The organism is Mariniflexile sp. HMF6888 (assembly GCF_044335535.1).
Lineage (GTDB): Bacteria > Bacteroidota > Bacteroidia > Flavobacteriales > Flavobacteriaceae > Mariniflexile.
The window spans coordinates 398,673-423,139 of sequence record NZ_JBIQVZ010000001.1; the positions used below are offsets into that span (position 1 = coordinate 398,673).

The window sequence follows — 24,467 nt, forward strand, 5'->3', positions numbered from 1 at the left end:
GTTAATTAAATTTTATATATAAGTTACATACTACATCTCAATATGAGTATCCTTCAATAAAATAGACTTAGAAAAAATAATGACCTTATCCAAAATGCATAAAAATATTGTAACTTTAATTTTTCAAAACTCAAATCTTAAATTTCATTATTATAAAATGAAAAGAACATTTATTGTTATACTATTAATAATGTGCCATGGGTTCTCCTATGGACAAGCAAACAAATTTTTTAGGCAAGCTAACAAAGCCACTGATTTGAATGAAAAAATAGAGTTATACACCAAAGTAATAGAACTTGAACCTAAAAACCTTGACGCCTACTTTTATAGAGGTATTGCTAAAAATGATTTAGGTGATTATTCTGGGGCTATAGTAGATTATTCCAAAATAATCGTTTTGCAACCAGATGCCGATACTTATTATAACAGAGGAAATTCTAGATATAGTTTAAAAGATTTTGTTGGGGCGCAGGAAGATTACCAAAACGCTTTTAAACTTGACCCAAACTTTATTGATGCTCTTTATAGCCTAGGGTGCGTAAAGTATGATTTAGGTGATTATGAAGGTGCCATAAAAGATTTTACTTCGGTAATAAAGGTTGCGCCTTCACAAGCTAAAACCTATTTTTTAAGAGCATCTGCATATAGTGCCTTAGAAAAATACCCGCTGGCTTTGAATGATTATGGTCTCGCTATTTTGGCAGATCCGAGTTCAAATTCATACTACAATAGAGGTGTGTTTTATTTAGGCATCAATTACTATGAAAAAGCAAATTTAGATCTTTCAATTGCTTTAAAGCTAAACGAAAACAATAGTTACGCTTATTTTTACAGAGGCACTTCAAATCTGTTTTTAGGAAAATACATGGATGCTGTTACCGATTTCGATACCGCTTTACGCTATGATTCTTTAGATTTTGATGCTCTTATTGGACTGGCATTAACCTATTACAAAATGAAAGATGCAAATAAGGCTAAGCTATATTTTCAAAAAGCAAAGGCTATTGTATCACCCGAAGGTGATGCAAAAACAATTGACCAATTTAAAAACACGTATTGGTATCAAAACCAATATTTCTTTTTTAATGAAAATTTCAAAGAAGTATCTGAGTTATAATTTAAACGAGTTCTTTATAAAAAAATCAGCCTCTATACTTTAAAGGCAAATGGACTAACTTTTTGGTTTCGTAGAAATCTTCAGTGTAAAAATCGCTTAAATTGTATATAGTAACTGTTTTATAATCTTGAAGCTCTTCTGCCAAATCACCTCCTTTTAAATACAGTATTCCGTTTTTGAGTTCGTGATTTTGCTGTTTGGCTATTTTACCTTTTACCCAATGCACAAATGTTGGCATAACCGCTACGGCGCGACTTACAATAAAATCGTAAGTATCGTCAATTTCTTCAACACGACTGTGGGTTGTTTTCACATTGGTTAACCCTAAGCCTTCTACCACTTCATCAACCACTTTTAACTTCTTAGCGATACTATCAACCAAATGAAACGAACAATTTGGAAACAAAATAGCTAACGGAATACCTGGAAATCCGCCACCTGTACCAACATCCAAAATCTTGCTACCATCTTTAAATTTAACAACCTTAGCTATACCTAGCGAATGTAAAACATGTCTTAAATAAAGCTCATCAATATCTTTACGGGATACGACGTTTATTTTCAAATTCCAATCTTGATAAAGAGCTTCCAATTGTTTGAATTTACTTATTTGATCGTCCGTAAGATTCGTAAAGTATTTTAATATCAGGTCCATTCTTGTTAAATTTTCAACAAAAATATACTTTTTAAGTACATATTTTTACAAAAAAACGTTATAACTTAAGTTGGTTTATACCTATCTTTGCCACAGGTATGATCAACAATTTTTTATTATGAATCATATTAAAATTAATAGCATGTCAAAACAAACCCTTTCATTCTCAAGAACAGACTCTGCAAAGTTTTTCAGAACACTTAACAAACGTGTCAACGATTACTTTAAAGATAATAACATAAAAAGAACAGGCAACTGGAAATTATGGGCAAAAACCATTGTGATGTTCTCTCTTTTTTTAACGCCTTATTTTTTACTTTTAACATTAAGCATCCCTGGATGGGCACAATTACTGCTAACCATAGTTATGGGCATAGGTATGGCTGGTGTTGGTATGAATGTGATGCACGATGGCAACCATGGCTCATTTTCTAACAAAGAATGGATTAACCGCTTAATGGGGAGCAGTATCTATATTCTTGCCGGAAATGTTTACAATTGGAAAGTACAGCACAATGTATTGCACCATACCTACACAAATATTCATGGTCATGATGAAGATTTAGAAGCAGGCCGCATTTTGCGTTTCACAGAACACTCTGAATGGAAATGGTATCATAAATTCCAACAATATTATTCTGTTTTGCTTTACGGATTGCTAACTATCAATTGGGCAATTACTACCGATTTTCAGCAAATGAGCCGCTACATGAAACGTAAATTATCATACGGTAAATTCCCAAATCCAGTTTGGAATTGGAGTAAATTGGTGATTTCCAAAATTATTTATGTTGCTGTTTGGATTGTGCTTCCCATGCTAATTTTAGATATTGCTTGGTGGAAAATTTTAATAGGATTTTTTCTAATGCATTATACAGCTGGTTTAATTTTAAGCGTCGTATTTCAATTGGCTCACGTTATGGAAGATGCCGAAATGCCTCTCCCTGAAAAAGATGGCTCCATGAAAAACACTTGGGCAGTCCATCAACTAAAAACAACTGTTAACTTTGGTGCAAAAAACAAAATTATAAACTGGTTTACTGGTGGTTTAAACCATCAAGTAGAACACCATATTTTTCCTCATATTAGCCATGTTCACTACACTAAAATTTCAAAAATAGTTAAGGAAACTGCTAAGGAATTCAACTTACCATACAACGAATATAAAACTACCCGTAAAGCCATTATCGCACATTTTAAGCACTTAAAGGAGATGGGCACGAAACCAGCTTTACACGTCTAACAACTATTATTTATTTTTAAATGCAATTACTATCCGATAGAATTTTAAACATGGCTCAGTCTGCTACGTTAGCTATGGCTGCAAAAGCACGAGAGTTAAAAGAAGAAGGCAAAGACATTATTGGGTTAAGTTTGGGTGAGCCAGATTTTAACACACCCGATTTTATTAAAGATGCCGCTATTCAAGCAATTAATGACAATTACAATTCGTACTCACCTGTTGATGGGTACGGCGATTTAAAACAAGCCATCATCACTAAATTTAAACGTGATAATAACTTAACATATACTCCAAACCAAATAGTAGTTTCTACAGGTGCAAAACAATCGTTGGCTAACATTGCTGCGGTTATGACCAACAAAGGTGACGAAGTCATTATACCTTGTCCTTACTGGGTTAGTTATGCCGATTTAGTAAAATTAAACGATGGTATTCCTGTTGAAGTTAAAACAACGATTGCTACCGATTTTAAAATGACACCCGCACAGCTAGAAGCTGCCATTACACCAAAAACTAAAATGATTTGGTTTAGTTCGCCTTGTAACCCAAGTGGTTCTATTTATAGTAAAGAGGAACTTAGGGGATTGGCAGATGTATTGGTGAAATACCCAAATATTTATGTGGTTTCTGATGAAATTTACGAACACATCAACTACGTTGGTGGTCATGCGAGTATGGCTCAATTTGAAGATATGTACGATCGTACCATTACTGTAAATGGTGTATCGAAAGCATTTGCGATGACTGGATGGCGTATTGGATACATTGGTGCTCCTGAAAAAATTGCGCGTGCATGCAACAAAATGCAAGGGCAAATTACAAGTGGTGCTAACTGTATTGCGCAACGTGCGACTATTACAGCGCTTAACGAATCGCCAAGTCGTGTTCAGTACATGATTGACGAGTTTAAAGTACGTCGTGATTTAATTTTAGGATTATTGAACGAGATTGAAGGTTTTGTCACAAACGTTCCTGAAGGTGCTTTTTATGTGTTTCCAAACATCTCTTATTTCTTTGGAAAAACGCTTCGCGGAAAAACAATAAACAATGCTTCCGATTTTTCTTTGTATTTATTAGAAGAAGCTTTAGTAGCTACTGTTGATGGTGAATCGTTTGGAAATCCAGATTGTATAAGAATTTCTTATGCTGCTTCACAAGAGCAAATTATTGAAGCTATTAAACGTATTAAAGCTGCTGTAAGCTAAAAACGTTTTAAATATATGTAATAAAAAAGACTGCTTAAAGCAGTCTTTTTTATTTTAAAGATTTAAATATTAGTTTACAGCATCTTCAATTTCATCAGCAGCATCTTCAATACCATCCCCTACTTCTTCAATACCATCTTCAATTTTTTCTCCAGCTGTTTTTTTCTCTCTACAGCTTGTAAAAATAGTTCCAACAGTAGCTAATAATAAAAATGTATATACTAATTTTTTCATCTTTTTGTTTTTTTAAGTTGACTAATTGTTTTTGAAACCTAATTCAAATTTGGTACTATACCGTTTAATATTTATTCCATTTAGAACTGGTACCTAAGACCTAAGGCTATATCTAAATCTAGATCATTATTATTATAACGTTCATCACCAAAAGCCAATTCTGGTCTAAAGTCTAATGAAAGAAGTAATGGAATGTCAAAATTATATTCTATCCCTATATCACCTGCGCCAAAAATAAAAGTATCATTATAATCATTACCATCATTGAAGTTATCGTCATTAAAACTATATGACCCTACACCCCCACCAAGACCAGCGTACCAATTAAAACCTCCATCAATATTCCAAACCCATTGGTGCAGTGCTGCCAGTTTAAAACCATCATAGTTTTTACCATCTCTCCAACCAAGGTCCAACTCTAATCTATGGTCATTTCCTAAGCGAGCTTGGTAAGATATTTCGCTCCCAAAACCATTGCTATCTCCTAATCGCAGTCCTAATGCATTTTTTGAAATTTCCTGTGCATTCATTGACACACTCGTTATTAATGCTAGAATACCTGTAATTAAATATATTTTCATTTTTTTGATTTTTAAGTTATTTGTATTAATGCTTATTCTTTTGCTTCGGCGTTTTCTTCCGATTTGGCACCCATCCTGTTAAATGTGTACATAGGTGCAAATTTTAATTTTAACCCAGCTATTTTTCTATTATCGGCACTTGACAAACCTTCTTTTTCAACAGTATTTTTTCTGGTATCGATGGCTTCATAAATCAACTTGATTTCATCCCAATCTTCTCGAGAATACGAATCTTTATTTTTATCTACGGTATCAACAAAGTTTTCGTAAACACTTAAAATGTTATCTTTATTAATCCATGTAAACTTCATATCGCCTCCTGTATAGTGACTTCCTAACAACGACTGACGCATCATCATTTTAGAATTTTCTACTTCCACTCTTTCATGTTCTGCAATTACTTCTGCCTTAAACGCTTCATATTTTAAAGTAGTTTCGTCTATTTCCATTTGTAAATCGGTGTTTTCTTTAACAGACACAATGGCATTACTGGTTTCTACTTTCTTTTCTTGGTACTTATCCTCAATAGCTTCCCAGTTTTCAGCGGCTTTATCAGCAGCTATTTCGCTTATAGAATCCACATAAGCTTTATAACTATCTACTTGTTTTTGAGCCTTTTCTTTTTGGCTATCATTACATGCTACAAACATTACCGATGTAGCGATTAGTACTATTGTTAATTTTAATGCTTTCATTTTATTTAGTTTTTAATTAATAATTAAGTATTTATTCTTCACTAGTTATATTTACTCTTTACTATCTGTATCTGCACCTACTTTTTTTGAAATAAAATTGGTAACAGCATACTGCAAAACATATCCTGAAATCTTCTTTATGAAAGAATTTGATTTACCTACAATTATCTTTTTTGAAAAATAACCTCCTGTAACACTTAGTATCGTTTCAAAAAGATTTGTTTTTACTTCTGGAAACTCCCTGAAATCTCTTACAGCTTGGTTGAATATATTTATGGGTCTAAAGCTTTCGGAAGTTTCATAAAACTGAAGTTTTAAATCTTCATATTCCTTCCTTCTCCTTTTTTCAAGAAGCACCATAGCATCATTTAATGACTCTATTTGATTTTTAGACTTCTTCATGTTCATGATTGGTTTCTTTAAGTATGTCTGGAATGTTAAAATCTGAATTTTTAGATTTCAATAATTTTGCGATGATTAAATTGGCAACGGGCATTTTAATAAATTTATCTTTAAACGCATAAAGCACTAAAGCCAATACCAAATAGAACGCTGACACAATAAAAAAACCTAAATAATACGCATTTAACAAGCTCCCTATAAAAAGACTTAAGCCCACGTTAACAAACAGTGTGAACATGGCAACAACTATAACAAGAAGCACTATAGCTGTTAAAGACGAAAGTACATCTGCAGTTTTATCAACTGTATTTAATGCAAATAACTCCGCACTTGTTCCTGTGTACTTTTTAGCCTTTTCATAAAGCATGTCTATGCTTTTTGCCATGTCTGTGTTGCTGTTCATTTTTTTTAATTTAAAATTTACAGTTTAGAATTCACTGTATCTTTTATTTCCTTTTTTCCTTTTTCTAGAATTTCTTCCCCATTTTTAACTACCGAATCATATTTTTTTGATACGGTTTCTAAAAAATTGTCGAACTCTTCTTTTAAGTTTTCTTTGGCTTCTATAGATTTATTTTTAATTTTTTTTCTTGTTTTCGATCCTTTATCTGGGGCAAATAATATGCCTAATACAGCACCTGTTGCAATTCCTGCTAATACGCCTAATACACTTGATTTCATGATTTTATTTTTTTTTGATTTATAAATTACCATCACTTATGTGGTGGAGTTTTGTTATTTTAAGTTTGTGTAAAAACTACAAGCCTCTACCACCAATTAACCTTAGTAATATGGCTATTACAGCAATGACCAATAATATATGGATTAATCCTCCCGCACTATAAACAAAGAACCCTAAAGCCCAACCTATTATAAGCACTATCGCTACTAGATATAATAAACTTCTCATAATATTTATTTTTTAATTGTTAATGATTTTATTTAAGTATTTTTTGTACTTGATTTAAATTATAATTTAACTTCACTAATGATCTAACTGTTAATACCTTAAAATCCAGATCGTTTGTTATGGCAGACAAATATTCTAATTCTGTAATTTCTCTTTCCAATAACTCTTTAACTTTATTTAAGTACGCTTCAGAAAAACCAGCTTCATCAATTTTAGATAGCTCATTCATTTCTTTATCATCCAACTTTATTGGCAGCAGTATCAATTTTTTTTTAGCTAAATCATTTAAGTTCTTTTTAAGTTCTATGTTGTCCTTTTTTAGCTTATATGATATGGTTTTTACGCGATAAGCACTGGTTTTTTCTAGTGATAACCTACTCAAAGCAATTATAGTTTCATTCAACATTGATATATCCGACATTGCCTTTGCTTCTTCAATATTGATTTTAACTCTTTCAGTTATAGCATCATTATTGTACAAATAGTTCTCATTTTCATTTCTATCTAAATCACAAGAAACAATACTCACACATATCGTTATAATTAGTGAGAGTGCTACATACTTTTTTATGTTTTTATTAATTATCACTTGCTATTCTTTCTCTACATTGCAAAGATGCAAACCAAATAGGTGTTTTACGTTACAGCATTTTTAGCGTTTGTTATAGAATTTCAATACACAGTAAAAAAATTAATCTCAAAACATAAAAAAGCCCTGAAGTATTTTACTTTAGGGCTTTCTAAAAAGGTTTTTTTAATTGAACTCGTTTATTCGGGAAAGTAAATGCTAAAGGTGGCACCTACTTGAGGTTCTCCATGAGCCATAATAAACCCATCGTGGTTATCTACAATCTTTTTACAAATTGAAAGGCCTACACCTGTTCCGGAATAGTCATGTTTGTCATGAAGTCTATTAAATAGTTCGAATATTTGATTTGCATATTGCTGTTCGAAACCTATACCATTATCTGAAAAAGTAATTTTATGATAATTGTTCTTTGGTACGTTCATCAAATCTTCATCATCTTTTGAATTAATTTTTGAATATGTTATTTTAATAACGGGATCTACATCTTTTTTACTGTATTTTAACGCATTACTTAGCAAGTTTAAAAACAATTGATGCACTTGAAAAGGGATCACGGACAATGATGGCAACACATCACTGGTAATAGTTACTTCTTTTTCTAAAATGGTTTCTGCTACATCTTGTTTTACATTTTCAAGAAGTTCATTCAAATTGGTTAAAACAAATTCCTTATCTGGTTTGTTGGTTCTTGAAAATTGAAGCAAATCGTCTATTAACAGGCGCATTCTAGCGGCAGACACATTGATACGTTCAAGGTACTGAAGTCCCAAACTCGAAAAGTTTTTGGCTTCTTTTTCTTCCAATCTAGATATAAAGGTTTGTATTTTTCGCAAAGGTTCTTGCAGGTCGTGACTGGCAACATAATTAAATTCTGAAAGTTCAGCATTGTTTTTTTCAAGCTCTAAATTACGCTCTTCAAGCTGTAAATAGTTCTCAATTTCATCTGAAATATCAGTAATATTCCCAACAATTCGTTTATCTCCATCTCCAATTACAAGTAATTTACCGTAGGCTTTTATATGTCTTACAGTACCATCTTTTTTAATAATTCTGAAGTATGTAAAAGGCAAATCATCTACCTCCATCATTTTTTCTATATCGGCAGCAAACTTTTTCTTATCATTTGGATGAACAAATTCCATAAAGTTTTCTAAAGTAGACTTAAATGCTCCTGGCTTTTCGCCTAAAACCCTATACAAATTATCTGAAAAAACAAAGGTATTTGTATCAACATGCCAAACCCAATTACCATGTTTCCCTATAGTTTCTAATTGAATAGTAGCTTCTTTAAATATTGATAATTGGTTATTAAAGATCTTTATGTTTTTAAAATCGTTACTTATTCTATTGTATGAGATTATGATTAACACCAACGTAAACAACAATAATAAATACAAGAATAATGGCGTAAATTGTAAATTGCTTTGGTACTGTTTTTGGCGTTCTTTAAGTTGGTTGTTTTCAAGCGCAATCATCTCGTTGATTATTTGCCTGATAGAATCCATGATTATTTTTTCTTCAAAAAAATTGGATTTAAATTCTTCTGTTAGTGTTCGCTTGTTTTCAACAAAAGCATTTGTTTGTGTAAAATTGTTGAATAGAGCATCGATATACTTACTTAATGTTTTTAAATTTTCTTCTTGAGTCTTGCTATCGCTTGCTGTTTCCTTTAATTCGGCAAACGACTCGTTAACCTTTTCCCTGGCGGTTAAATAGGGCTCTAAGTGGGTAGTATCTTTTGTTAAAATGTAATTTCTATGACCATTTTCGGCATCTTTTAAGTACGAAATAACTTTTTCTAACTCAACATTAACTTTATAAGTGCTAACGACCTGTTTGGTAGAGTTTGTTAAATTAGAAATATGTCGGTATGTAAAACCACCTATTACTAGAATGAGGAACACACTAGCCAAAAAAACGATTCTTAAAAATAAAGCCGATTGTGTAAATACTTGCCTAATCATCACAGCCTCATTAAAAAATTATCTTTGTTTAAACCGTTGGTGTGATATTGCCAATTAATGGACACGACTTCTGAAAGTGCTTTTTTAAGCTGTTTAAAACTACTTGGCTTTTTAATATAAATATTGGCGCCTAAGACAAAAGTTTCTTCAATATCTTCTTCCGATGCTGATGTTGAGTAAATAGCAATGGCAATGTCGGACATTTTACTATTCGCCTTAATTTCGTTTAAGCATTCTATTCCCGACTTTTTTGGCATATTTAAATCTAAAAAAAGCACATTTGGCAAAATGGAATCTTCGTTGTTTAAATAATCCATAAGTTCTACCCCATCGTTAAAGGTACTTACTTTGGTATTCATGTCTAGTTCATCAAAAGCATCGATAAAAAACAGTCTGTCGTCTTCGTCATCATCGGTAAGAATAATATGTATATAATTGTTTGGCATAAATAAATTTAATATAAATACTGGTTAGTTTTTTTGTTGTGCAATACTTCTTCTTTTTGAAATAATACGCTGAAAAGCAGAAGGTGTAATTCCTGTGCTATTTTTAAATTGTGTACTCAAATGTGCCACACTGGAATAATTAAGTTTAAAGGCTATTTCTGTTAAGCTTAAATTAGTAGTTAATAACAGTTGTTTGGTATATTCTATTTTTTGGATGATGATAAAATTTTCAATGGATGTATAAGTAACCTCTGAAAATAAATTGGAAAGATACCCGTAGCTATGTCCTAATTTTTCTGACAGATATACCGAACTTTTAACATTTACAGTAGCATCTTCATTAAAAACCATATCTACAATAACATCTTTAATTTTTTGAACCAAAATGCTTTTTTGATTTTCAACTATTTCGATGCCATAATCGTTTAAAGCATTATTTAAGGTTTTATAGGTTTCATCTGATACTTTTTCCAATAACTCAACTTCTCCAAAAGCTAAAATTCTGTACTTTATATTGAGCTCATCAAGTTTTATTTCTAAAACTTTCTTACAAATGGTATTAAAATCGAACTTTATAAATAATTTCATACGCTAATAATGATTGTTTTTTTAAGTCATGGGTATCTCCTTATCTTCATTAAACTTTATTTAAAACGCATTTATCAATGGCAATTTCATATAAAGTTTAATTAATAAAATCGTTTAAACTTTTCTTTTGCCTACAAACAAAAAATTCAAATCACTTCACTGTAAAGTTAAGAAAGCATTTTGTCTTAACCTCAATTTATTATAGGTTATACCTATTTAGCTTTCCTGATGCTTTTCCATTTTTTTAAACGGCTCCTTGCTTTACTTTGAAGATGCTTATCTACAGGTTCACCTATAAGAAATCCATAAGCTTCGTAACCAGGCACATTGTCAAACAGTATTTTTAAAGTTGCAGTAATAGGTAACGCTAAAATCATGCCCGTTATTCCCCAAAGCATTGAAAACAGTACCAACGATGTAATAACAACGAAAGCATTAACACTTACTTTAGAACCCGTTATTTTAGGCGTTATAAAATTACCTTCTAAAAATTGAATAAACCCAAAAACAGCAATAACACCAAATGCATACCACGCAGAATCTTTAGTTGCCAAAGCTATTATGGCCGGTAATAACGACCCAATAACAACACCTATATAAGGGATTAACAGTAAAAATGCTGCTAAAAAACCAAAGAAAAACGGATTACCTATGCCCAAAAGCAACAAACCCAAACTATTTAAACAGCCAACAATAATAATGACCTTAATTAAACCTAATAAATAATTTTGTTGGATTTCGTATATCTTTTTTAAGATACTATTTATGAACGATTTTGATTTGGATCTAAACACTTTATAAAAAAATGTTCTAAAAAAGGCACGGTAATACAAGAAGAAAAATACATAAATAGGAATTAAAACCATATCACCCAAAAGACTACTCGATTCAGATATAACAACACCTATTTTATCTAAATTGGCTTTAATAATGTTTTCGGCTTTAAACTCCTGCTCTGCAAAAAGTCTATTGTTTCCTATATTAAATGTACGCTCTAAACCATTTACGAATTCATGAAATAGCTCTCCCAATTTTTGCGAGTAAACCTCGCTATTATCCATAAAATAAATTAACCGTGTACTAATTAAAAAAAAGATTAATGCGGTTAAAAAAAACAAGGTTGCTAATGATGCAAATGTTGCAAACAACCTGTTACAACGCCACCTTTTTTCAAGAAACCTTTGAATAGGAAATATCATAACGCTAAAAATAATAGCAAATAATATTGGCACTATAAAAGGCTTTGATATGTATAGAATAAAAACCACAGCAATAATCGACAATAGGCTTAAAGCACTGTGATTGATGTGGTTTTTCATATTCATTATTATACAATAAAAAAACTGCCTAAAAGTTACAAAAAACGGTTTCACTAACCAACCAAACAACCGTAATTGTAATCATTCTAGACAGTATATTTATTTTCTATAGATTAGAAATAATTTCATGCACTTCTTCTTTAGTTTTCCCAAGTTTTTCTTGTAATCTACCAACTAACTCGTCTTGTTTTCCTTCTGCCAAAAGCAAATCATCATCTGTTAATGTGGCGTACTTTTGCTTTAATTTCCCTTTTAGCTCGTTCCAGTTTCCTTTAATTTCTGTTGTGTTCATAATTTCAAATTTTTGGGTTTATATTTTACTTTCTAAACTTTTTTACCTCCAAAAAAACTAATAAGAAGTGCTACAAGACCTAACCCAATAGTTATGTATGCATTGGTATTGTCTTGTTGTGTGACAATATCTAAATCTCCAATACTTAATTGTGTTTCTGGAATTATCATGGTATAAATACCATAAGCCAACAACCCCACACCTACTATTATTAAAATTGTTTTTACACTTTTATTCATGGCTTAGTAATTTAAATGGCTTAGTAATTTAATAAGTTATAAAAAAGCTTTAATCATTTAATACAAAGGTAGCATAGCAGTAAACATTTGCTGTTACACAATTATTACAGATTATTATAGAATTTTAATAAGGTGTTTTAGGGATAAAAAAAATACTTGATGAAGTGACTTTAACATAATTAATGTATAAAATACATGACTATAAAAGTTACAATAAATGTAATTGATACAGATAATATTATTTGCTTGATTCTATTATGCTGATTCTCTAACTGAAGCCTTTCTTTAATTTTTTTGAGCTGTTCTGGGGTTGCTTCTAAACTTTTAAATTCAAGTTTACCACTTTCTTTTCCAGACAAAGTACCCTTCAATTTACTTCTTTTATCTAGTAAATTCCTATTACTCTTCAAAGACGCAATCATAGATTGTACAACACCAAAACTCATAATTTTTAATGATTAAGATATATAGTAAATGAAACTTAAAATTATTAAGAATACTCCTAAAACTATAAGCTGCCGAATCCTGTTCTGTTTATTTTTAATTTGAATTCGTTCTCTAATCTCCTCTAATTGTTCTGCTGTAGCTTTAGGAAATTCTTTTAATTCAATAGCAGCATAGCTTCCTTCTAACGCTTTAGTTTCTTTACGTTTTGCTAAAAGACTTCGGTTGTTTTTCAGTGAATTATTAGCAGCCATCATGGCACCTTCTCCACCCATAATTTCTAAGTTTTAATGGTTATGCTCGTTAACAAACTCATGTTTGCTAAAATGCATTAAAAAGTATAAAAGATTATTTTGAGATTTGCTCAAAGATTATCAGTTAACAATCGTAAAAAGCTGCTTTAAATTATAAGTATGGCATTTTATTAAAATGTTACAAAAGTTATTTGCTTTTTTGCGTTAGTGATAGCAGTAAATAGCTTTTGGCGAGGCGCGCATCGAGCCAAAACTAGTAACGGATAGCGCGACCTCTTGCCCTGAGCGCAGACGAAGGGTGTGGTAACGCCCAATTAATACAAAGTTCAAAAAACAACGAGATTCCCGCCTACGCAGAAATGACAAATGAATTATCAAACTATCTATTTCGCCAGAAGAAAGGTGTGAATAAAATAAGTACCGTAAAGAGTTCCAAACGCCCAATAAGCATTAAAAAAGATGACCACCATTTTGCCAATGCAGGTAATGCCGAATAATTATTAACCGGGCCAAAATCACCAAGTGCCGGACCAATATTACCCAAACTGGAAGCGGATAAACCTATTGCCGATATAAAATCTATGTTGAACATAGAAAACACCAAAGCACCAATAATAAACGACAGCATATATAGGATAAAAAATGCCAATACGTTAAACACAATAAACCTGTTTATGGCTTTATTGTTATAACGAACAGGTACAATGGCACTAGGGTGAAGTGTGCGCTTAAACTCTAAAAATCCATTTTTTATAAGTATTAAATGGCGTACAACTTTTACACCACCTGCCGTACTTCCTGCTGAGCCTCCCAAAAACATAAGTCCGAAAAAGAAAACCAATAAAAATGGTGTCCATAAGGTATAATCGGCAGAGATAAACCCTGTTGTAGTAATAACAGTTAACACCTGAAACAAGGCGTGCCTAAAAACACTTTCACCTTTTCCCCAAACCATAGGGTGGTTTATGGACGATTTTGAGACATCTGCCTGAAAGTAAATTACAAGGGCTGCTATCATGGTAAAAACAGCTATAAATTTAAAGTATAGCTTAAATTCTTCATCATTAATTATTTTTTGAACTTTTCCTTTAAACGCAAAATAACTTAACACAAAGTTTGAGCCTGCCAAAAACATAAACAATATAATGATGTATTGAATAATTGGCTGATGATTCCAATAAGCAACACTGGCATTTTTTGTAGAAAACCCGCCTGTAGATAGGGTTGCCATAGAATGATTGATGGCATCAAAAAAAGACATACCTGCCAATTTTAGCAACAGTGTTTCGGCTGCCGTGTAACCAAAATAAATAAGCCATAAACGTTTGGCGGTGTCGGTTATTCTTGGATGTAATTTATCGCCACTGGGGCCTGGTGCTTCGGCGGCAAAAAGCTGCATCCCTCCTATGCCTAATAATGGCAAAATAGCTACGGCAAGTACAATAATACCCATGCCACCTATCCAATGTGTGGTACTGCGCCAAAACAATATGCCTTTGGGTAATATTTCAATATCGTTTAAAATGGATGCTCCCGTAGTCGTATAACCAGACATGGTTTCAAAAAAAGCATTCGTAAAATTTGGAACACTTCCTGTTAACACATATGGTAACGTACCAGATAAAGACATAATAATCCAACCAAAGGCCACTACAATATAGCCTTCCCGCTTGTTCATTTCTTTTCTGTGCTTGGCAGTAAGAATCATGGTTACAATACCAACGATTATGGTAAACAGGCCAGCAAAAAATATTTGTAACGTTACACCATCACCATAAAAATAACTGACTAGCGACGATAACAGCATGAAACCACCATTAAATAATAGCAGCAAGCCTAAAAAGTGAAAAATGATTTTATAATTGAATTTCAATATCTAATTAGGTTTATTTCGTTTTTAAAGGAATAATTTCTCAACCCTTTTTATAGATTGGAGCAAACAACATACTACCACTTTATCTCCTTCTTGAATTTTAAAATTACCAAGCGCAATCATACCAACATCGTTTCTAATAACACCGCCAATAATAGCAGACCTAGGAAAGTCTATTGATTTAATGGTTTTATTGCAAACTGCCGAAGTGCCTTTTACCACAAATTCCAACAACTCTGCATTTAAATTGTTAAGTTTTGTCATGGCAACAACTTCACCGCGACGTATATACCTAAAAATATTATTAGCTGCTAATAATTTTTTATTTACCAAGGTGTCAATTCCTATGGAGTGTGACAATTCAAAATAGTCCATATTTTCAACCAAAGCAATGGTTTTTTTAACACCTTTAGATTTAGCAACTAAACAAGACATGATATTAGTCTCAGAATTTGCACCTACTGCAACAAAAGCATCCATATCACTAATATTTTCTTCATCTAACAAGTCTGCATTACGTCCATCGCTATTAATAACCAACACCTTGGTTAGCACTTCCGCAATTTCGAAGGCTCTATCTCTATCACCTTCTAAAAGCTTTACATTAAACCCCTTTTCGCTCAAATCCCTAGCGGTTTTAAACCCTATTTGGCTTCCTCCCAAAACCATAATGTTTTTTATGACTCGATTTACTTTCCCGGTAAGTCTGCAAAGTTCATCGGCACCACCTTCCGATGTTATAAACACCACGTTATCACCGCGTTTAAACTTAGTATCACCACGAGGTATGATGGTATATTGCGTACCAAAACGCTGAATGGCAATAGGTACAAAGTGTATTTCCGGAAAAATTTCAGCAGCTTCTTTTACCGTCTTCCCAACAAATGACGCCGACCTAGACAATGTTAAACCTGCCATAGTAAGTGCCCCATTTTCAAACTCATAATTTTCGTTAAATGAAGACTGTTTTAACGATAACTCAATTTCTGATGCTGCTAAAGCTTCAGGAGAAATTAACTCATCAATACCAAACTTTGTAAATCCTACCTCATCTTTATAATGTATAAATTCGGTATTGGATATTCTAGCAATGGTTTTTTTAGCGCCTAATTGCTTTGCTAATACACATATTGTAATATTAGTCGTCTCGCTAGATGTTACGGCTATAAATAAATCGCAAACATTGACACGTGCCTCTTTTAAAATAGAAATAGACGTGGCATCACCTCTAATAACTCTAATATCCAAATGGGTATCGGCATAAGCTAAACTTACCTTGTTTGGATCTATTAAAGTAATTTCTTGCGATTCGTATGACAATAATTTAGCCAAATGAAATCCAACTTCACCTGCTCCAGCAATAATTACTTTCATCTGTCTTTCTTATTTGTTTTTTAATTGATTGTTAGACGACACATCCATAATTATGCTCTTATATGTTAAAAGTGTTTTTAGCATGGGTGGTTCATCTATTAATATTCATTCTAACTACCTTATAAAGGTACTGCAATATACTATAATTTGCAATTTGCATATTAAAATTAGGTTTATGTAACCAATAAATCGTGTAAGCTGTATCAGTTAAATGATTTAGAAAAGCTAAAATTATTATTACTTTAAAGTATTTAGACTTTAATTGATATTTTAAAGTAGAAATAAATTATGTAGGTTTGCCAAAAAAACAGAGCATTGTCGAAAATTAAGCCTTACAAGAACAGCGATTTAGGAAAAAAAGAACAGGTAACTAAAATGTTTGATACCATTTCCGGAGATTATGATGGGTTAAACCGTGTTATTTCTTTTGGAATTGATATCACATGGCGAAAAAAAGTAGTTAAACTGGTTAAGGAAAGCAACCCAAACACTATTTTAGATATTGCCACCGGAACGGGCGATTTGGCTATTAATCTAGCCGAAACAAATGCTACCAAAATTGTTGGCCTAGATATTAGTAGTGGCATGCTCGAAATAGGCAAAGAAAAAATTAAAAAGAAAGCCTTGGAATCTAAAATAGATATGGTTTTGGGTGATAGCGAAAACATGCCTTTTGAAGACAATTCGTTTGATGCCATTACCGTTGCCTTTGGTGTACGTAATTTTGAAACACTTGAAAATGGACTAAAAGAAATTTACAGAGTACTAAAACCCAATGGTACTTTTGTTATTTTAGAAACTTCAATGCCTACTAAATTTCCTTACTTACAAGGCTATAAATTTTACACCAAAAATATTTTGCCTTTAATTGGCAAAATGTTTTCTAAAGACAGAAGTGCTTATAAATATTTATGTGAATCGGCATCTGTTTTTCCTTATGGTGAAGCTTTAAACAATATTTTACGTAAAATTGGGTTTATTAATGTTGAAGATTTTCCGCAAACTTTTGGTGTTGCGACCATTTATAAATCATCAAAATAAAACTATGAAACGAGCATGTTAAAAATTTTATCGCCCAAGGGAATGATTAATAGCGAACTGCACGTGTCCGTTAAAAAAAACATATAAACACATGAAGTATTTTTTTGCATTAACCACATGTTTACTCATCATACAAACTTCTAATGCACAGTTGTTTAAAAAAGAAAAGGTAACCTATGATGCAAACTCAGGAAGAGGCTCTACTGACAACAACTTACTACGCTGGGGGTACTTTTTAGGTATTAACAATTACGACTTCAACTTTGATTACAACGAAGATTTGCGGGATATTTATGTAAAACGAAGTCCAGGCTTTAGTGTTGGATTAATAGGAAATTTACGCATTAACGAGTTTTTAGATTTGCGTTTAGAACCTGGTTTACTAATTACAACCAGAGAACTTTATTATAGTCAAACGTATTTTCAAGGCACCACTTTTACTTCGTCCGATTTAATACGAGAAGTAAAATCCACATACATACATATCCCTTTATTATTAAAAGTTTCAACCAAACGCATAAATAACTTCAAACCCTTTATAGTGGGTGGTTTTTCTACAGCTTTAAACTTATCGAGTAATGAGGAAAACCCAAACGACAACACTAATGGGCAATTTAGAACGACCAAAAACAACTTGTTTTACGAACTAGGTTTTGGTATCGATCTTTATTTATACAATTTTAAATTCACGCCATCTATTCGCGGCGTTTTTGGAATTAATGATGAACTAGTACGTGATGAAAATCCAGACAGCCCTTGGACCAGTAACATAAACACTATGAAAACCAGAGGGGTGTTTATTAATTTTACGTTTCAATAAGACTGGTTGATGGTCGTTGGGTTTAGGTTGTTGGGTTTTGGGTACTGGGTATTAGGCATTGGGTGCTAGGTATATTTATATTAGGGACATACAACACACTCCTTTCACACGTCTCGCTTTTCACTATTCACTTTTCACAGGCTGTTTAAAAAAACATTTTCATTTTTTAATTTTTCATTGTTAATTGTTAATTGTTCATTGCTAATTATCAATTGTTAATTGCTTCTCCTAAACTCACTCAACAAAATAGCGGTTGCCGTAGCCACATTTAAACTTTCTGTTGCTTGCAAATCCCCAAACCTTGGAATAGCTATTTTATTAGTGATAATAGCCTCCACTTCTTTTGATACGCCATTGGCTTCATTACCCATAACCAAAATACCATTTTCAGGTAATTGTTTGGTGTAAACATTCTCACCTTCCATAAAAGCACCAAATACGGGTAAGTTTGTCGATTTTAAAAAATCAACCAAATCAATATAATTAATAGCCACTCTAGTAATAGAACCCATAGTTGCTTGAATCACTTTGGGATTAAAACAATCTACCGTTTCCTTACTGCACACCAAATTTTTTACACCAAACCAATCGCAAAGTCTTATAATGGTTCCTAAATTCCCTGGATCTCTAACTGCATCCAACGCAACAATAAGCCCTTTCTTTTCTATAGTTTTTGGCTGTGGTATTTCAAAAATTGCCAGTGCCGTATTAGGTGTTGTTAAAAAGCTAATACGTTTTAAATCGGTTTCAGAAATTAAAACTTCATTTTTGGCATCAATATTGAATGGTTCTGTCGTATATAACGCATGAAGCACTAAATGAGATTGCAATAGTTCTTTAATTGTTTTAACGCCTTCAACAACAAAAAAACCGTGTTGCTGTCTATATTTTTTTTGCCTTAAACTCGTTATTAATTTTATCTGGTTTTTAGAGAGCATGTAATTATTTTAATATATCAATTTTTTTTTATAGAACTCATTTAAACTTTTATAAAGAAATGAAAAATACCATTGTCTTGAACTCAATTATTTTAAATATTTTTTTAGACGGAAAAAATGTATTTTTGATTCGGCAAAGGTCTTTTTTTAATCAAACAGTCAAATTGGCTCCTTTAACCTCAATTAATTTTTATTTCATTTGAAATGAGTTATAAAAAACCCATAGCACAATACGAATTTCAACATTACGAATTGCATCTGACCATTTTAAAAATAGAAATTAGCAGATGAAACAACAATTCTCAAAAATAACACTTTTAATAGTATTTACAGTGCACTTAATATCTTGCGATGCAGTAAAACGAGTTGCCGAAGATGAACATTTACTTACCAATAACACTGTTTTTATAAACGGTAAAAAGGACAAAACCGAACTAATAAATAATTTGTTATACCAAGAACCTAATAGCAGAATACCAGTTATAGGTACCCCTTTGCGTTTGCATATATATAATTTAGCCCGTAATAATAAAGATTCCTTATTTGAAGCATGGCTAGATAAAAATCCGAATCGTAGAGAACGTTTAACAAAACGCCTGTCTAAAAAACAATTAGATAAATTAAAAGAATCTTCAATAGGCTTTAATAATTGGCTACGTAAAACGGGGGAAGCTCCAGTAATTGTTGATGAGGAAAAAACAACGAAATCTACAAAAAGACTTGAGGCTTACTATATAAACAACGGATGGTTTGACATTGAAACAACTTACAACATTAACAAAAAAGAAAATAAACGTGCCGATGTGGAATACTACGTTGAAACAGGAACACCCTATATTTTAGATTCCATATCAGAAAAAATAAAATCGGATGTTGTTAATTCTATATACCAAAGAACCAAGAAAAACACGGTAATTAAGCATAACGAGCAATACCGGTCTTCAAACTTTTCACAGGAACGCGAACGTATTTCTAATGAATTACGCAACTCTGGCGTCTATCATTTCAATCAAGATTATATCACTTTTGAAATGGATACCATTGGCACTAATAAAAAAGTAAATGTTGAGGTTCAAATTCAAAATAGGGCGGTTAGAACACAAGACTCCATAAAACGTGTACCGTTTGACATTTACAAAATCAAGGATGTTAATATTATAACCGATTATACTTTTGAAAACAGAGACAAGCCTTTTCTTGATTCCATAACCTATGAAGGCTACAAAATATATGGTTATAACAAAATAAAATACCGTCCCAAAGCTTTAACCGATGCCGTTTTTATTACACCAAACACTATTTTCAAAGACAGCGACCGAACGCTAACCTATAGGCACATTAACGAATTACGCACCTTCAAATACCCGAATATTGAGTACATAGAAAACGTTGACAATACACTAACAGATACCATTAGGTTAACACCTTTAAAGAAATTCAGTTTAAGTTTTAGTGCCGATGTATCGCAAAGCAATATACAAACAGTAGGTTTTTCATTAAACCCCAGTCTATTGATTAGAAACGTTTTTAGAGGTGCCGAAACTTTAGAACTATCGGCCATTGGGTCTATTGGCGCATCAAAAGACAAAAACAATATTAACGACCCGTTTTTTGATATTAATGAAATTGGTGCCGATTTAAAATTAACCATTCCACGATTCTTTTTCCTTTTTAACACCGAAAAAATCATCCCAAAATACATGTCGCCAAGTACAAGAATAAGCTTAGCGACCACCAGTCAAACTAACATAGGATTAGATAAACAAACCTTCACTGGTATTTTTAATTACAACTGGCAACCTTCTCCCAAAGTGACTAACAGGCTCGACGTTTTTAATATTCAATATGTTAGAAATTTAAACATTCAAAATTATTTTAGAATTTATGACAACTCGTTTAGTGCATTAAATCAAGTTGCAAGAGATATTAATTACATTGAAGATGGTACTAGCTTAAATCTTCCAAATTCTGAAAACCCAGTAAATGAAGCAGATATTTTTATAAATGATGTGTTAACCAATAACACCTCTTTAAACCCTAATGATCCTAGTTTCAAGTCGGTTTCCAGTATTAATGAACGCAAACAACGTTTAACAGAAAACAACTTGATAATTTCATCAAGCTTCAGCTTAACCAACGATGAACGCACCAATTTGTTTGACGATGATTTCTCCATTTTCCGTTTTAAATTAGAATTGGCAGGAAACCTACTTTCTAGCATGTCTAATCTTGTTGGTCTGAAAAAAAACACTGACAACCGTTATGAACTTTTTAATGTAGCCTATTCACAATTTGTAAAAACCGAATTCGACTATATAAAACATTGGAGTTTAGGCAAAAAAAACATACTAGCTACCAGAAGTTATTTTGGTATTGCCATACCCTATGGAAATTCCAGCAATATTCCTTTTTCTAAAAGTTTTTTTGCCGGAGGCGCTAACGATAATCGTGCTTGGACCGCCTACCGCTTAGGCCCTGGAAGTTCAGAATCTACTAACGAGTTTAACGAGGCCAACTTAAAATTAGCCTTAAGCGTTGAACAGCGCTTTAATATTTTTGGGAAATTAAATGGTGCTGTATTTGTAGACGCTGGAAACATTTGGAATGTGCTAGACGATGTTACAGATGAAAACGCTACATTTTCAAGCCTTAGCTCATTAAAAAATATTGCTGTTGGTTCAGGTTTTGGTTTACGTTATGATTTTAGTTTTTTCATATTCCGTTTTGATGTCGGCTTTAAAACTTACGACCCTTCATACCAAGACCAAAATCGTTGGTTTAACGACTATAATTTTTCTAATGCCGTGTATAATATAGGTATTAATTACCCGTTTTAACATCTAAATTACTCTTCATAAACTATAACGTTTTAGTACTTATTTAGTGTTTTCAAACCATAAAAATACTAGAGATGTTTTAAAAATTGATTACTTTTGAAACTTACAAACTAAAATAAAATCTTAAATAATTATGGGACATAATATAAAACCAGGCGTTGCTACGGGACAAGAAGTACAAGCCATTTTTAAACTTGCTAAAGAAAAAGGATTTGCTCTACCAGCTGTAAACGTAATTGGTTCTGATACAATTAACGGTGTATTAGAAACTGCAGCAGAACTAAATGCACCTGTAATTATTCAATTTTCAAACGGTGGTGCACAATTTAATGCAGGAAAAGGCTTAAGTAACGATGGGCAGAAAGCTGCTATTGCAGGAGCTGTCGCAGGAGCAAAACACGTACACACATTAGCAGAAGCATACGGTGTTCCTGTAATTTTACATACAGACCACTGTGCAAAAAAACTATTACCTTGGATTGATGGTTTATTGGACGCCAGTGAAAAACATTTTGCTGAAACCGGGAAGTCACTTTTCAGTTCTCACATGATTGACCTTTCGGAAGAACCCATCGAAGAAAACATAGAAATATGTAAAACCTATTTGGAGCGTATGAGCAAAATGGGTATGACATTAGAAATTGAACTTGGTATTACAGGTGGTGAAGAAGACGGTGTAGATAATAGCGATGTAGACGATTCTAAATTATACACACAACCAGAAGAAGTTGCCTATGCTTACGAAGAATTAAGTAAAGTAAGTAACCAGTTTACTATTGCTGCTGCTTTCGGTAACGTACATGGTGTATACAAACCAGGAAACGTAAAATTAACACCAAAAATCTTAAAAAATTCTCAAGATTATATTTCTAAAAAATACGGTGTAGGTCATAACCATATTGATTTTGTATTCCATGGTGGTTCTGGTTCTACAGTTGAAGAAATTCGAGAAGGTATTAGCTACGGTGTTATTAAAATGAATATCGATACCGATTTACAGTATGCCTTTATGAGTGGTATTCGTGATTATATGAGTAGTAAAAAAGATTATTTACAAGGACAAATAGGAAACCCAGAAGGCTCCGATGTTCCTAACAAAAAATACTACGACCCACGTGTTTGGTTACGTTCGGGCGAAGTGACTTTTATTGAACGTTTAAAAAAGGCTTTCGAAGACCTTAACAACGTAAATACACTATAAAACAGAATTCTTAATATAGAAAAAATCCTGCTTCACGCAGGATTTTTTCATTTCTAAGCAATAAAGTATCCAAAACAATTAAAAAAATCAATTAATAAAAACAGAATGGCTTTACTCCTAAATTAAAATAAAGCCTTAATTTTGTAGTCAGGCTTTTTGCTTTATCATTTTTTATTTTATACATAAAGAATTTATTAAAAAAAAAAATTATTTAGCAACTGTCCTTAACGAAAATATCGATGTACAAGGTTTTTTTTAATCTAAAATCGTAAATCTAAAATCATAAATCACTATGTCTTGGTTTAAAAGAAAAACAAAAGGAATAACAACTACAACGGAGGAAAAAAAAGACACCCCTAGGGGACTTTGGTACAAATCTCCAACTGGAAAAATTGTCGATGCAGATGAACTTGAAAAGAACTTTTATGTAAGTCCGGAAGATGGATACCACGTTCGAATAGGAAGTAAAGAATACTTCGAAATTCTTTTTGATGATAATAAATTTAAAGAGCTGGACGCTAATTTAGAATCTAAAGACCCGTTAAAATTTGTCGACACTAAAAAATATCCAGACCGTTTAAAAGCTGCACAAGAAAAAACCAAATTAAAAGATGCTATTAGAGTGGGCGTTGGCAAATCTAAAGGAAAAGACTTGGTCGTTGCCTGTATGGATTTTGCATTTATTGGTGGCTCTATGGGAAGTGTTGTTGGCGAAAAAATTGCACGTGCTGCAGATTATTCATTAAAAAACAACATTCCACTAATGGTCATTTCTAAATCTGGTGGTGCCCGTATGATGGAAGCAGCATTATCGCTTATGCAATTAGCAAAAACATCGGTGAAATTAGCACAATTGGCAGATGCTGGCATTCCATACATATCGCTATGTACCGACCCAACAACTGGTGGTACTACAGCATCGTTTGCCATGCTGGGAGATATTAATATTGCAGAACCAGGTGCTTTAATTGGATTTGCAGGTCCTCGTGTAGTAAAAGACACGACTGGTAAGGATTTACCTGAAGGCTTTCAAACCTCAGAGTTTTTATTGGAACACGGTTTCTTAGATTTTATTACACTAAGAAAAGATTTAAAAGCCAAAGTAAATCAGTATTTGGATTTAATTTTAAATCAACCTTTAAGAGCATAATATGGCAAACAGCCTATTGGCTGCTTATCTTTTCCGTAGATTTATTTGCGAATCAT

Annotated in this window: 28 protein-coding genes; 8 read left to right on the forward strand and 20 right to left on the reverse strand. The window is 32.4% G+C overall.

The features are described 5' to 3' along the window. Nucleotides 1-157 precede the first annotated feature (157 nt). Nucleotides 158-1,117 carry a tetratricopeptide repeat protein gene (locus ACGLWY_RS01915; protein ID WP_396617983.1) on the forward strand — a complete coding sequence of 320 codons (960 nt, stop codon included), beginning with the start codon at nucleotides 158-160 and terminating at the stop codon, nucleotides 1,115-1,117. Between the two features lie 25 nt (nucleotides 1,118-1,142). Here the strand turns inward: ACGLWY_RS01915 and rsmG are convergent, their stop codons facing one another. Next, nucleotides 1,143-1,772, reverse strand: a complete 630-nt coding sequence (rsmG, locus tag ACGLWY_RS01920; protein WP_396617984.1) for a 16S rRNA (guanine(527)-N(7))-methyltransferase RsmG — start codon at nucleotides 1,770-1,772, stop codon at nucleotides 1,143-1,145. A gap of 142 nt (nucleotides 1,773-1,914) precedes the next feature. On the opposite strand from rsmG, the gene ACGLWY_RS01925 reads away from it, so the two are divergent. Together ACGLWY_RS01925 and ACGLWY_RS01930 are read left to right on the forward strand one after the other, a co-directional pair. Further along, the gene (locus tag ACGLWY_RS01925) at nucleotides 1,915-3,015 is read left to right on the forward strand and encodes a fatty acid desaturase family protein (protein WP_396617985.1); all 1,101 of its coding nucleotides are present in this window, start codon (nucleotides 1,915-1,917) and stop codon (nucleotides 3,013-3,015) included. A gap of 20 nt (nucleotides 3,016-3,035) precedes the next feature. Continuing rightward, nucleotides 3,036-4,220 carry a pyridoxal phosphate-dependent aminotransferase gene (locus ACGLWY_RS01930; RefSeq protein ID WP_396617986.1) on the forward strand — a complete coding sequence of 395 codons (1,185 nt, stop codon included), beginning with the start codon at nucleotides 3,036-3,038 and terminating at the stop codon, nucleotides 4,218-4,220. Nucleotides 4,221-4,289: 69 nt separating this feature from the next. On the opposite strand, the gene ACGLWY_RS01935 is transcribed toward ACGLWY_RS01930, so the two are convergent. The 18 genes from ACGLWY_RS01935 to trkA form a co-directional block, all read right to left on the reverse strand. Then, on the reverse strand, nucleotides 4,290-4,454 hold the full coding sequence (locus ACGLWY_RS01935) for a hypothetical protein (protein WP_396617987.1): 165 nt from the start codon (nucleotides 4,452-4,454) through the stop codon (nucleotides 4,290-4,292). An 80-nt stretch (nucleotides 4,455-4,534) separates the two neighbouring features. Then, the gene (locus ACGLWY_RS01940; RefSeq protein WP_396617988.1) at nucleotides 4,535-5,035 is read right to left on the reverse strand and encodes a hypothetical protein; all 501 of its coding nucleotides are present in this window, start codon (nucleotides 5,033-5,035) and stop codon (nucleotides 4,535-4,537) included. Nucleotides 5,036-5,067: 32 nt separating this feature from the next. Next, nucleotides 5,068-5,730 (reverse strand): hypothetical protein, encoded by a 663-nt coding sequence (locus ACGLWY_RS01945; protein WP_396617989.1) that lies wholly within the window; start codon nucleotides 5,728-5,730, stop codon nucleotides 5,068-5,070. A gap of 51 nt (nucleotides 5,731-5,781) precedes the next feature. Then, entirely contained in the window at nucleotides 5,782-6,132 is a 351-nt protein-coding gene (locus tag ACGLWY_RS01950; RefSeq protein ID WP_396617990.1) for a hypothetical protein, read from the reverse strand. After that, nucleotides 6,119-6,535, reverse strand: a complete 417-nt coding sequence (locus tag ACGLWY_RS01955; protein WP_396617991.1) for a hypothetical protein — start codon at nucleotides 6,533-6,535, stop codon at nucleotides 6,119-6,121. The genes ACGLWY_RS01950 and ACGLWY_RS01955 overlap by 14 nt, the downstream gene beginning before the upstream one ends. Nucleotides 6,536-6,552: 17 nt before the next feature. Continuing rightward, entirely contained in the window at nucleotides 6,553-6,813 is a 261-nt protein-coding gene (locus ACGLWY_RS01960; RefSeq protein WP_396617992.1) for a YtxH domain-containing protein, read from the reverse strand. Between the two features lie 76 nt (nucleotides 6,814-6,889). Next, entirely contained in the window at nucleotides 6,890-7,042 is a 153-nt protein-coding gene (locus ACGLWY_RS01965; protein ID WP_396617993.1) for a lmo0937 family membrane protein, read from the reverse strand. A 28-nt stretch (nucleotides 7,043-7,070) separates the two neighbouring features. Next, nucleotides 7,071-7,571: a DUF4142 domain-containing protein gene (locus ACGLWY_RS01970; protein ID WP_396617994.1), complete on the reverse strand. Its 501-nt coding sequence runs from the start codon at nucleotides 7,569-7,571 to the stop codon at nucleotides 7,071-7,073. 239 nt (nucleotides 7,572-7,810) lie between these two features. Continuing rightward, nucleotides 7,811-9,595 (reverse strand): CHASE3 domain-containing protein, encoded by a 1,785-nt coding sequence (locus ACGLWY_RS01975; protein WP_396617995.1) that lies wholly within the window; start codon nucleotides 9,593-9,595, stop codon nucleotides 7,811-7,813. Beyond that, nucleotides 9,595-10,041: a response regulator gene (locus tag ACGLWY_RS01980; RefSeq protein WP_396617996.1), complete on the reverse strand. Its 447-nt coding sequence runs from the start codon at nucleotides 10,039-10,041 to the stop codon at nucleotides 9,595-9,597. Before ACGLWY_RS01980 ends, ACGLWY_RS01975 begins: the two co-directional genes overlap by 1 nt. A gap of 24 nt (nucleotides 10,042-10,065) precedes the next feature. Further along, on the reverse strand, nucleotides 10,066-10,629 hold the full coding sequence (locus ACGLWY_RS01985; RefSeq protein ID WP_396617997.1) for a helix-turn-helix domain-containing protein: 564 nt from the start codon (nucleotides 10,627-10,629) through the stop codon (nucleotides 10,066-10,068). Between the two features lie 212 nt (nucleotides 10,630-10,841). Then, a complete protein-coding gene (locus ACGLWY_RS01990; protein WP_396617998.1) occupies nucleotides 10,842-11,948 on the reverse strand; it encodes an AI-2E family transporter in 1,107 nt (368 codons plus the stop codon). A 106-nt stretch (nucleotides 11,949-12,054) separates the two neighbouring features. Continuing rightward, complete coding sequence (locus tag ACGLWY_RS01995) at nucleotides 12,055-12,240, reverse strand: CsbD family protein (RefSeq protein ID WP_396617999.1); 186 nt, start codon at nucleotides 12,238-12,240, stop codon at nucleotides 12,055-12,057. A 32-nt stretch (nucleotides 12,241-12,272) separates the two neighbouring features. Next, nucleotides 12,273-12,479: a hypothetical protein gene (locus ACGLWY_RS02000; RefSeq protein ID WP_396618000.1), complete on the reverse strand. Its 207-nt coding sequence runs from the start codon at nucleotides 12,477-12,479 to the stop codon at nucleotides 12,273-12,275. A gap of 179 nt (nucleotides 12,480-12,658) precedes the next feature. Then, entirely contained in the window at nucleotides 12,659-12,925 is a 267-nt protein-coding gene (locus ACGLWY_RS02005) for a hypothetical protein (protein WP_396618001.1), read from the reverse strand. Between the two features lie 12 nt (nucleotides 12,926-12,937). Further along, the gene (locus ACGLWY_RS02010) at nucleotides 12,938-13,198 is read right to left on the reverse strand and encodes a hypothetical protein (RefSeq protein WP_396618002.1); all 261 of its coding nucleotides are present in this window, start codon (nucleotides 13,196-13,198) and stop codon (nucleotides 12,938-12,940) included. A gap of 358 nt (nucleotides 13,199-13,556) precedes the next feature. After that, nucleotides 13,557-14,984 (reverse strand): TrkH family potassium uptake protein, encoded by a 1,428-nt coding sequence (locus ACGLWY_RS02015; protein ID WP_396618003.1) that lies wholly within the window; start codon nucleotides 14,982-14,984, stop codon nucleotides 13,557-13,559. Nucleotides 14,985-15,074: 90 nt separating this feature from the next. After that, the gene (trkA, locus tag ACGLWY_RS02020; RefSeq protein WP_396618004.1) at nucleotides 15,075-16,424 is read right to left on the reverse strand and encodes a Trk system potassium transporter TrkA; all 1,350 of its coding nucleotides are present in this window, start codon (nucleotides 16,422-16,424) and stop codon (nucleotides 15,075-15,077) included. A gap of 315 nt (nucleotides 16,425-16,739) precedes the next feature. Between trkA and ubiE the strand changes: the two genes are divergently transcribed. Together ubiE and ACGLWY_RS02030 are read left to right on the forward strand one after the other, a co-directional pair. Beyond that, a complete protein-coding gene (gene ubiE / locus ACGLWY_RS02025) occupies nucleotides 16,740-17,465 on the forward strand; it encodes a bifunctional demethylmenaquinone methyltransferase/2-methoxy-6-polyprenyl-1,4-benzoquinol methylase UbiE (RefSeq protein WP_396618005.1) in 726 nt (241 codons plus the stop codon). 91 nt (nucleotides 17,466-17,556) lie between these two features. Beyond that, nucleotides 17,557-18,285 carry a porin family protein gene (locus tag ACGLWY_RS02030; protein WP_396618006.1) on the forward strand — a complete coding sequence of 243 codons (729 nt, stop codon included), beginning with the start codon at nucleotides 17,557-17,559 and terminating at the stop codon, nucleotides 18,283-18,285. A 215-nt stretch (nucleotides 18,286-18,500) separates the two neighbouring features. Here the strand turns inward: ACGLWY_RS02030 and ACGLWY_RS02035 are convergent, their stop codons facing one another. Continuing rightward, complete coding sequence (locus ACGLWY_RS02035) at nucleotides 18,501-19,223, reverse strand: TrmH family RNA methyltransferase (protein WP_396618007.1); 723 nt, start codon at nucleotides 19,221-19,223, stop codon at nucleotides 18,501-18,503. A 287-nt stretch (nucleotides 19,224-19,510) separates the two neighbouring features. Between ACGLWY_RS02035 and ACGLWY_RS02040 the strand changes: the two genes are divergently transcribed. The 3 genes from ACGLWY_RS02040 (at nucleotide 19,511) to accD (ending at nucleotide 24,411) form a co-directional block, all read left to right on the forward strand. After that, on the forward strand, nucleotides 19,511-22,060 hold the full coding sequence (locus ACGLWY_RS02040; RefSeq protein ID WP_396618008.1) for a BamA/TamA family outer membrane protein: 2,550 nt from the start codon (nucleotides 19,511-19,513) through the stop codon (nucleotides 22,058-22,060). A 133-nt stretch (nucleotides 22,061-22,193) separates the two neighbouring features. Further along, nucleotides 22,194-23,261: a class II fructose-bisphosphate aldolase gene (gene fbaA, locus ACGLWY_RS02045; protein ID WP_396618009.1), complete on the forward strand. Its 1,068-nt coding sequence runs from the start codon at nucleotides 22,194-22,196 to the stop codon at nucleotides 23,259-23,261. Nucleotides 23,262-23,553: 292 nt separating this feature from the next. Beyond that, entirely contained in the window at nucleotides 23,554-24,411 is an 858-nt protein-coding gene (gene accD / locus ACGLWY_RS02050; RefSeq protein ID WP_396618010.1) for an acetyl-CoA carboxylase, carboxyltransferase subunit beta, read from the forward strand. Nucleotides 24,412-24,467 lie beyond the last annotated feature (56 nt).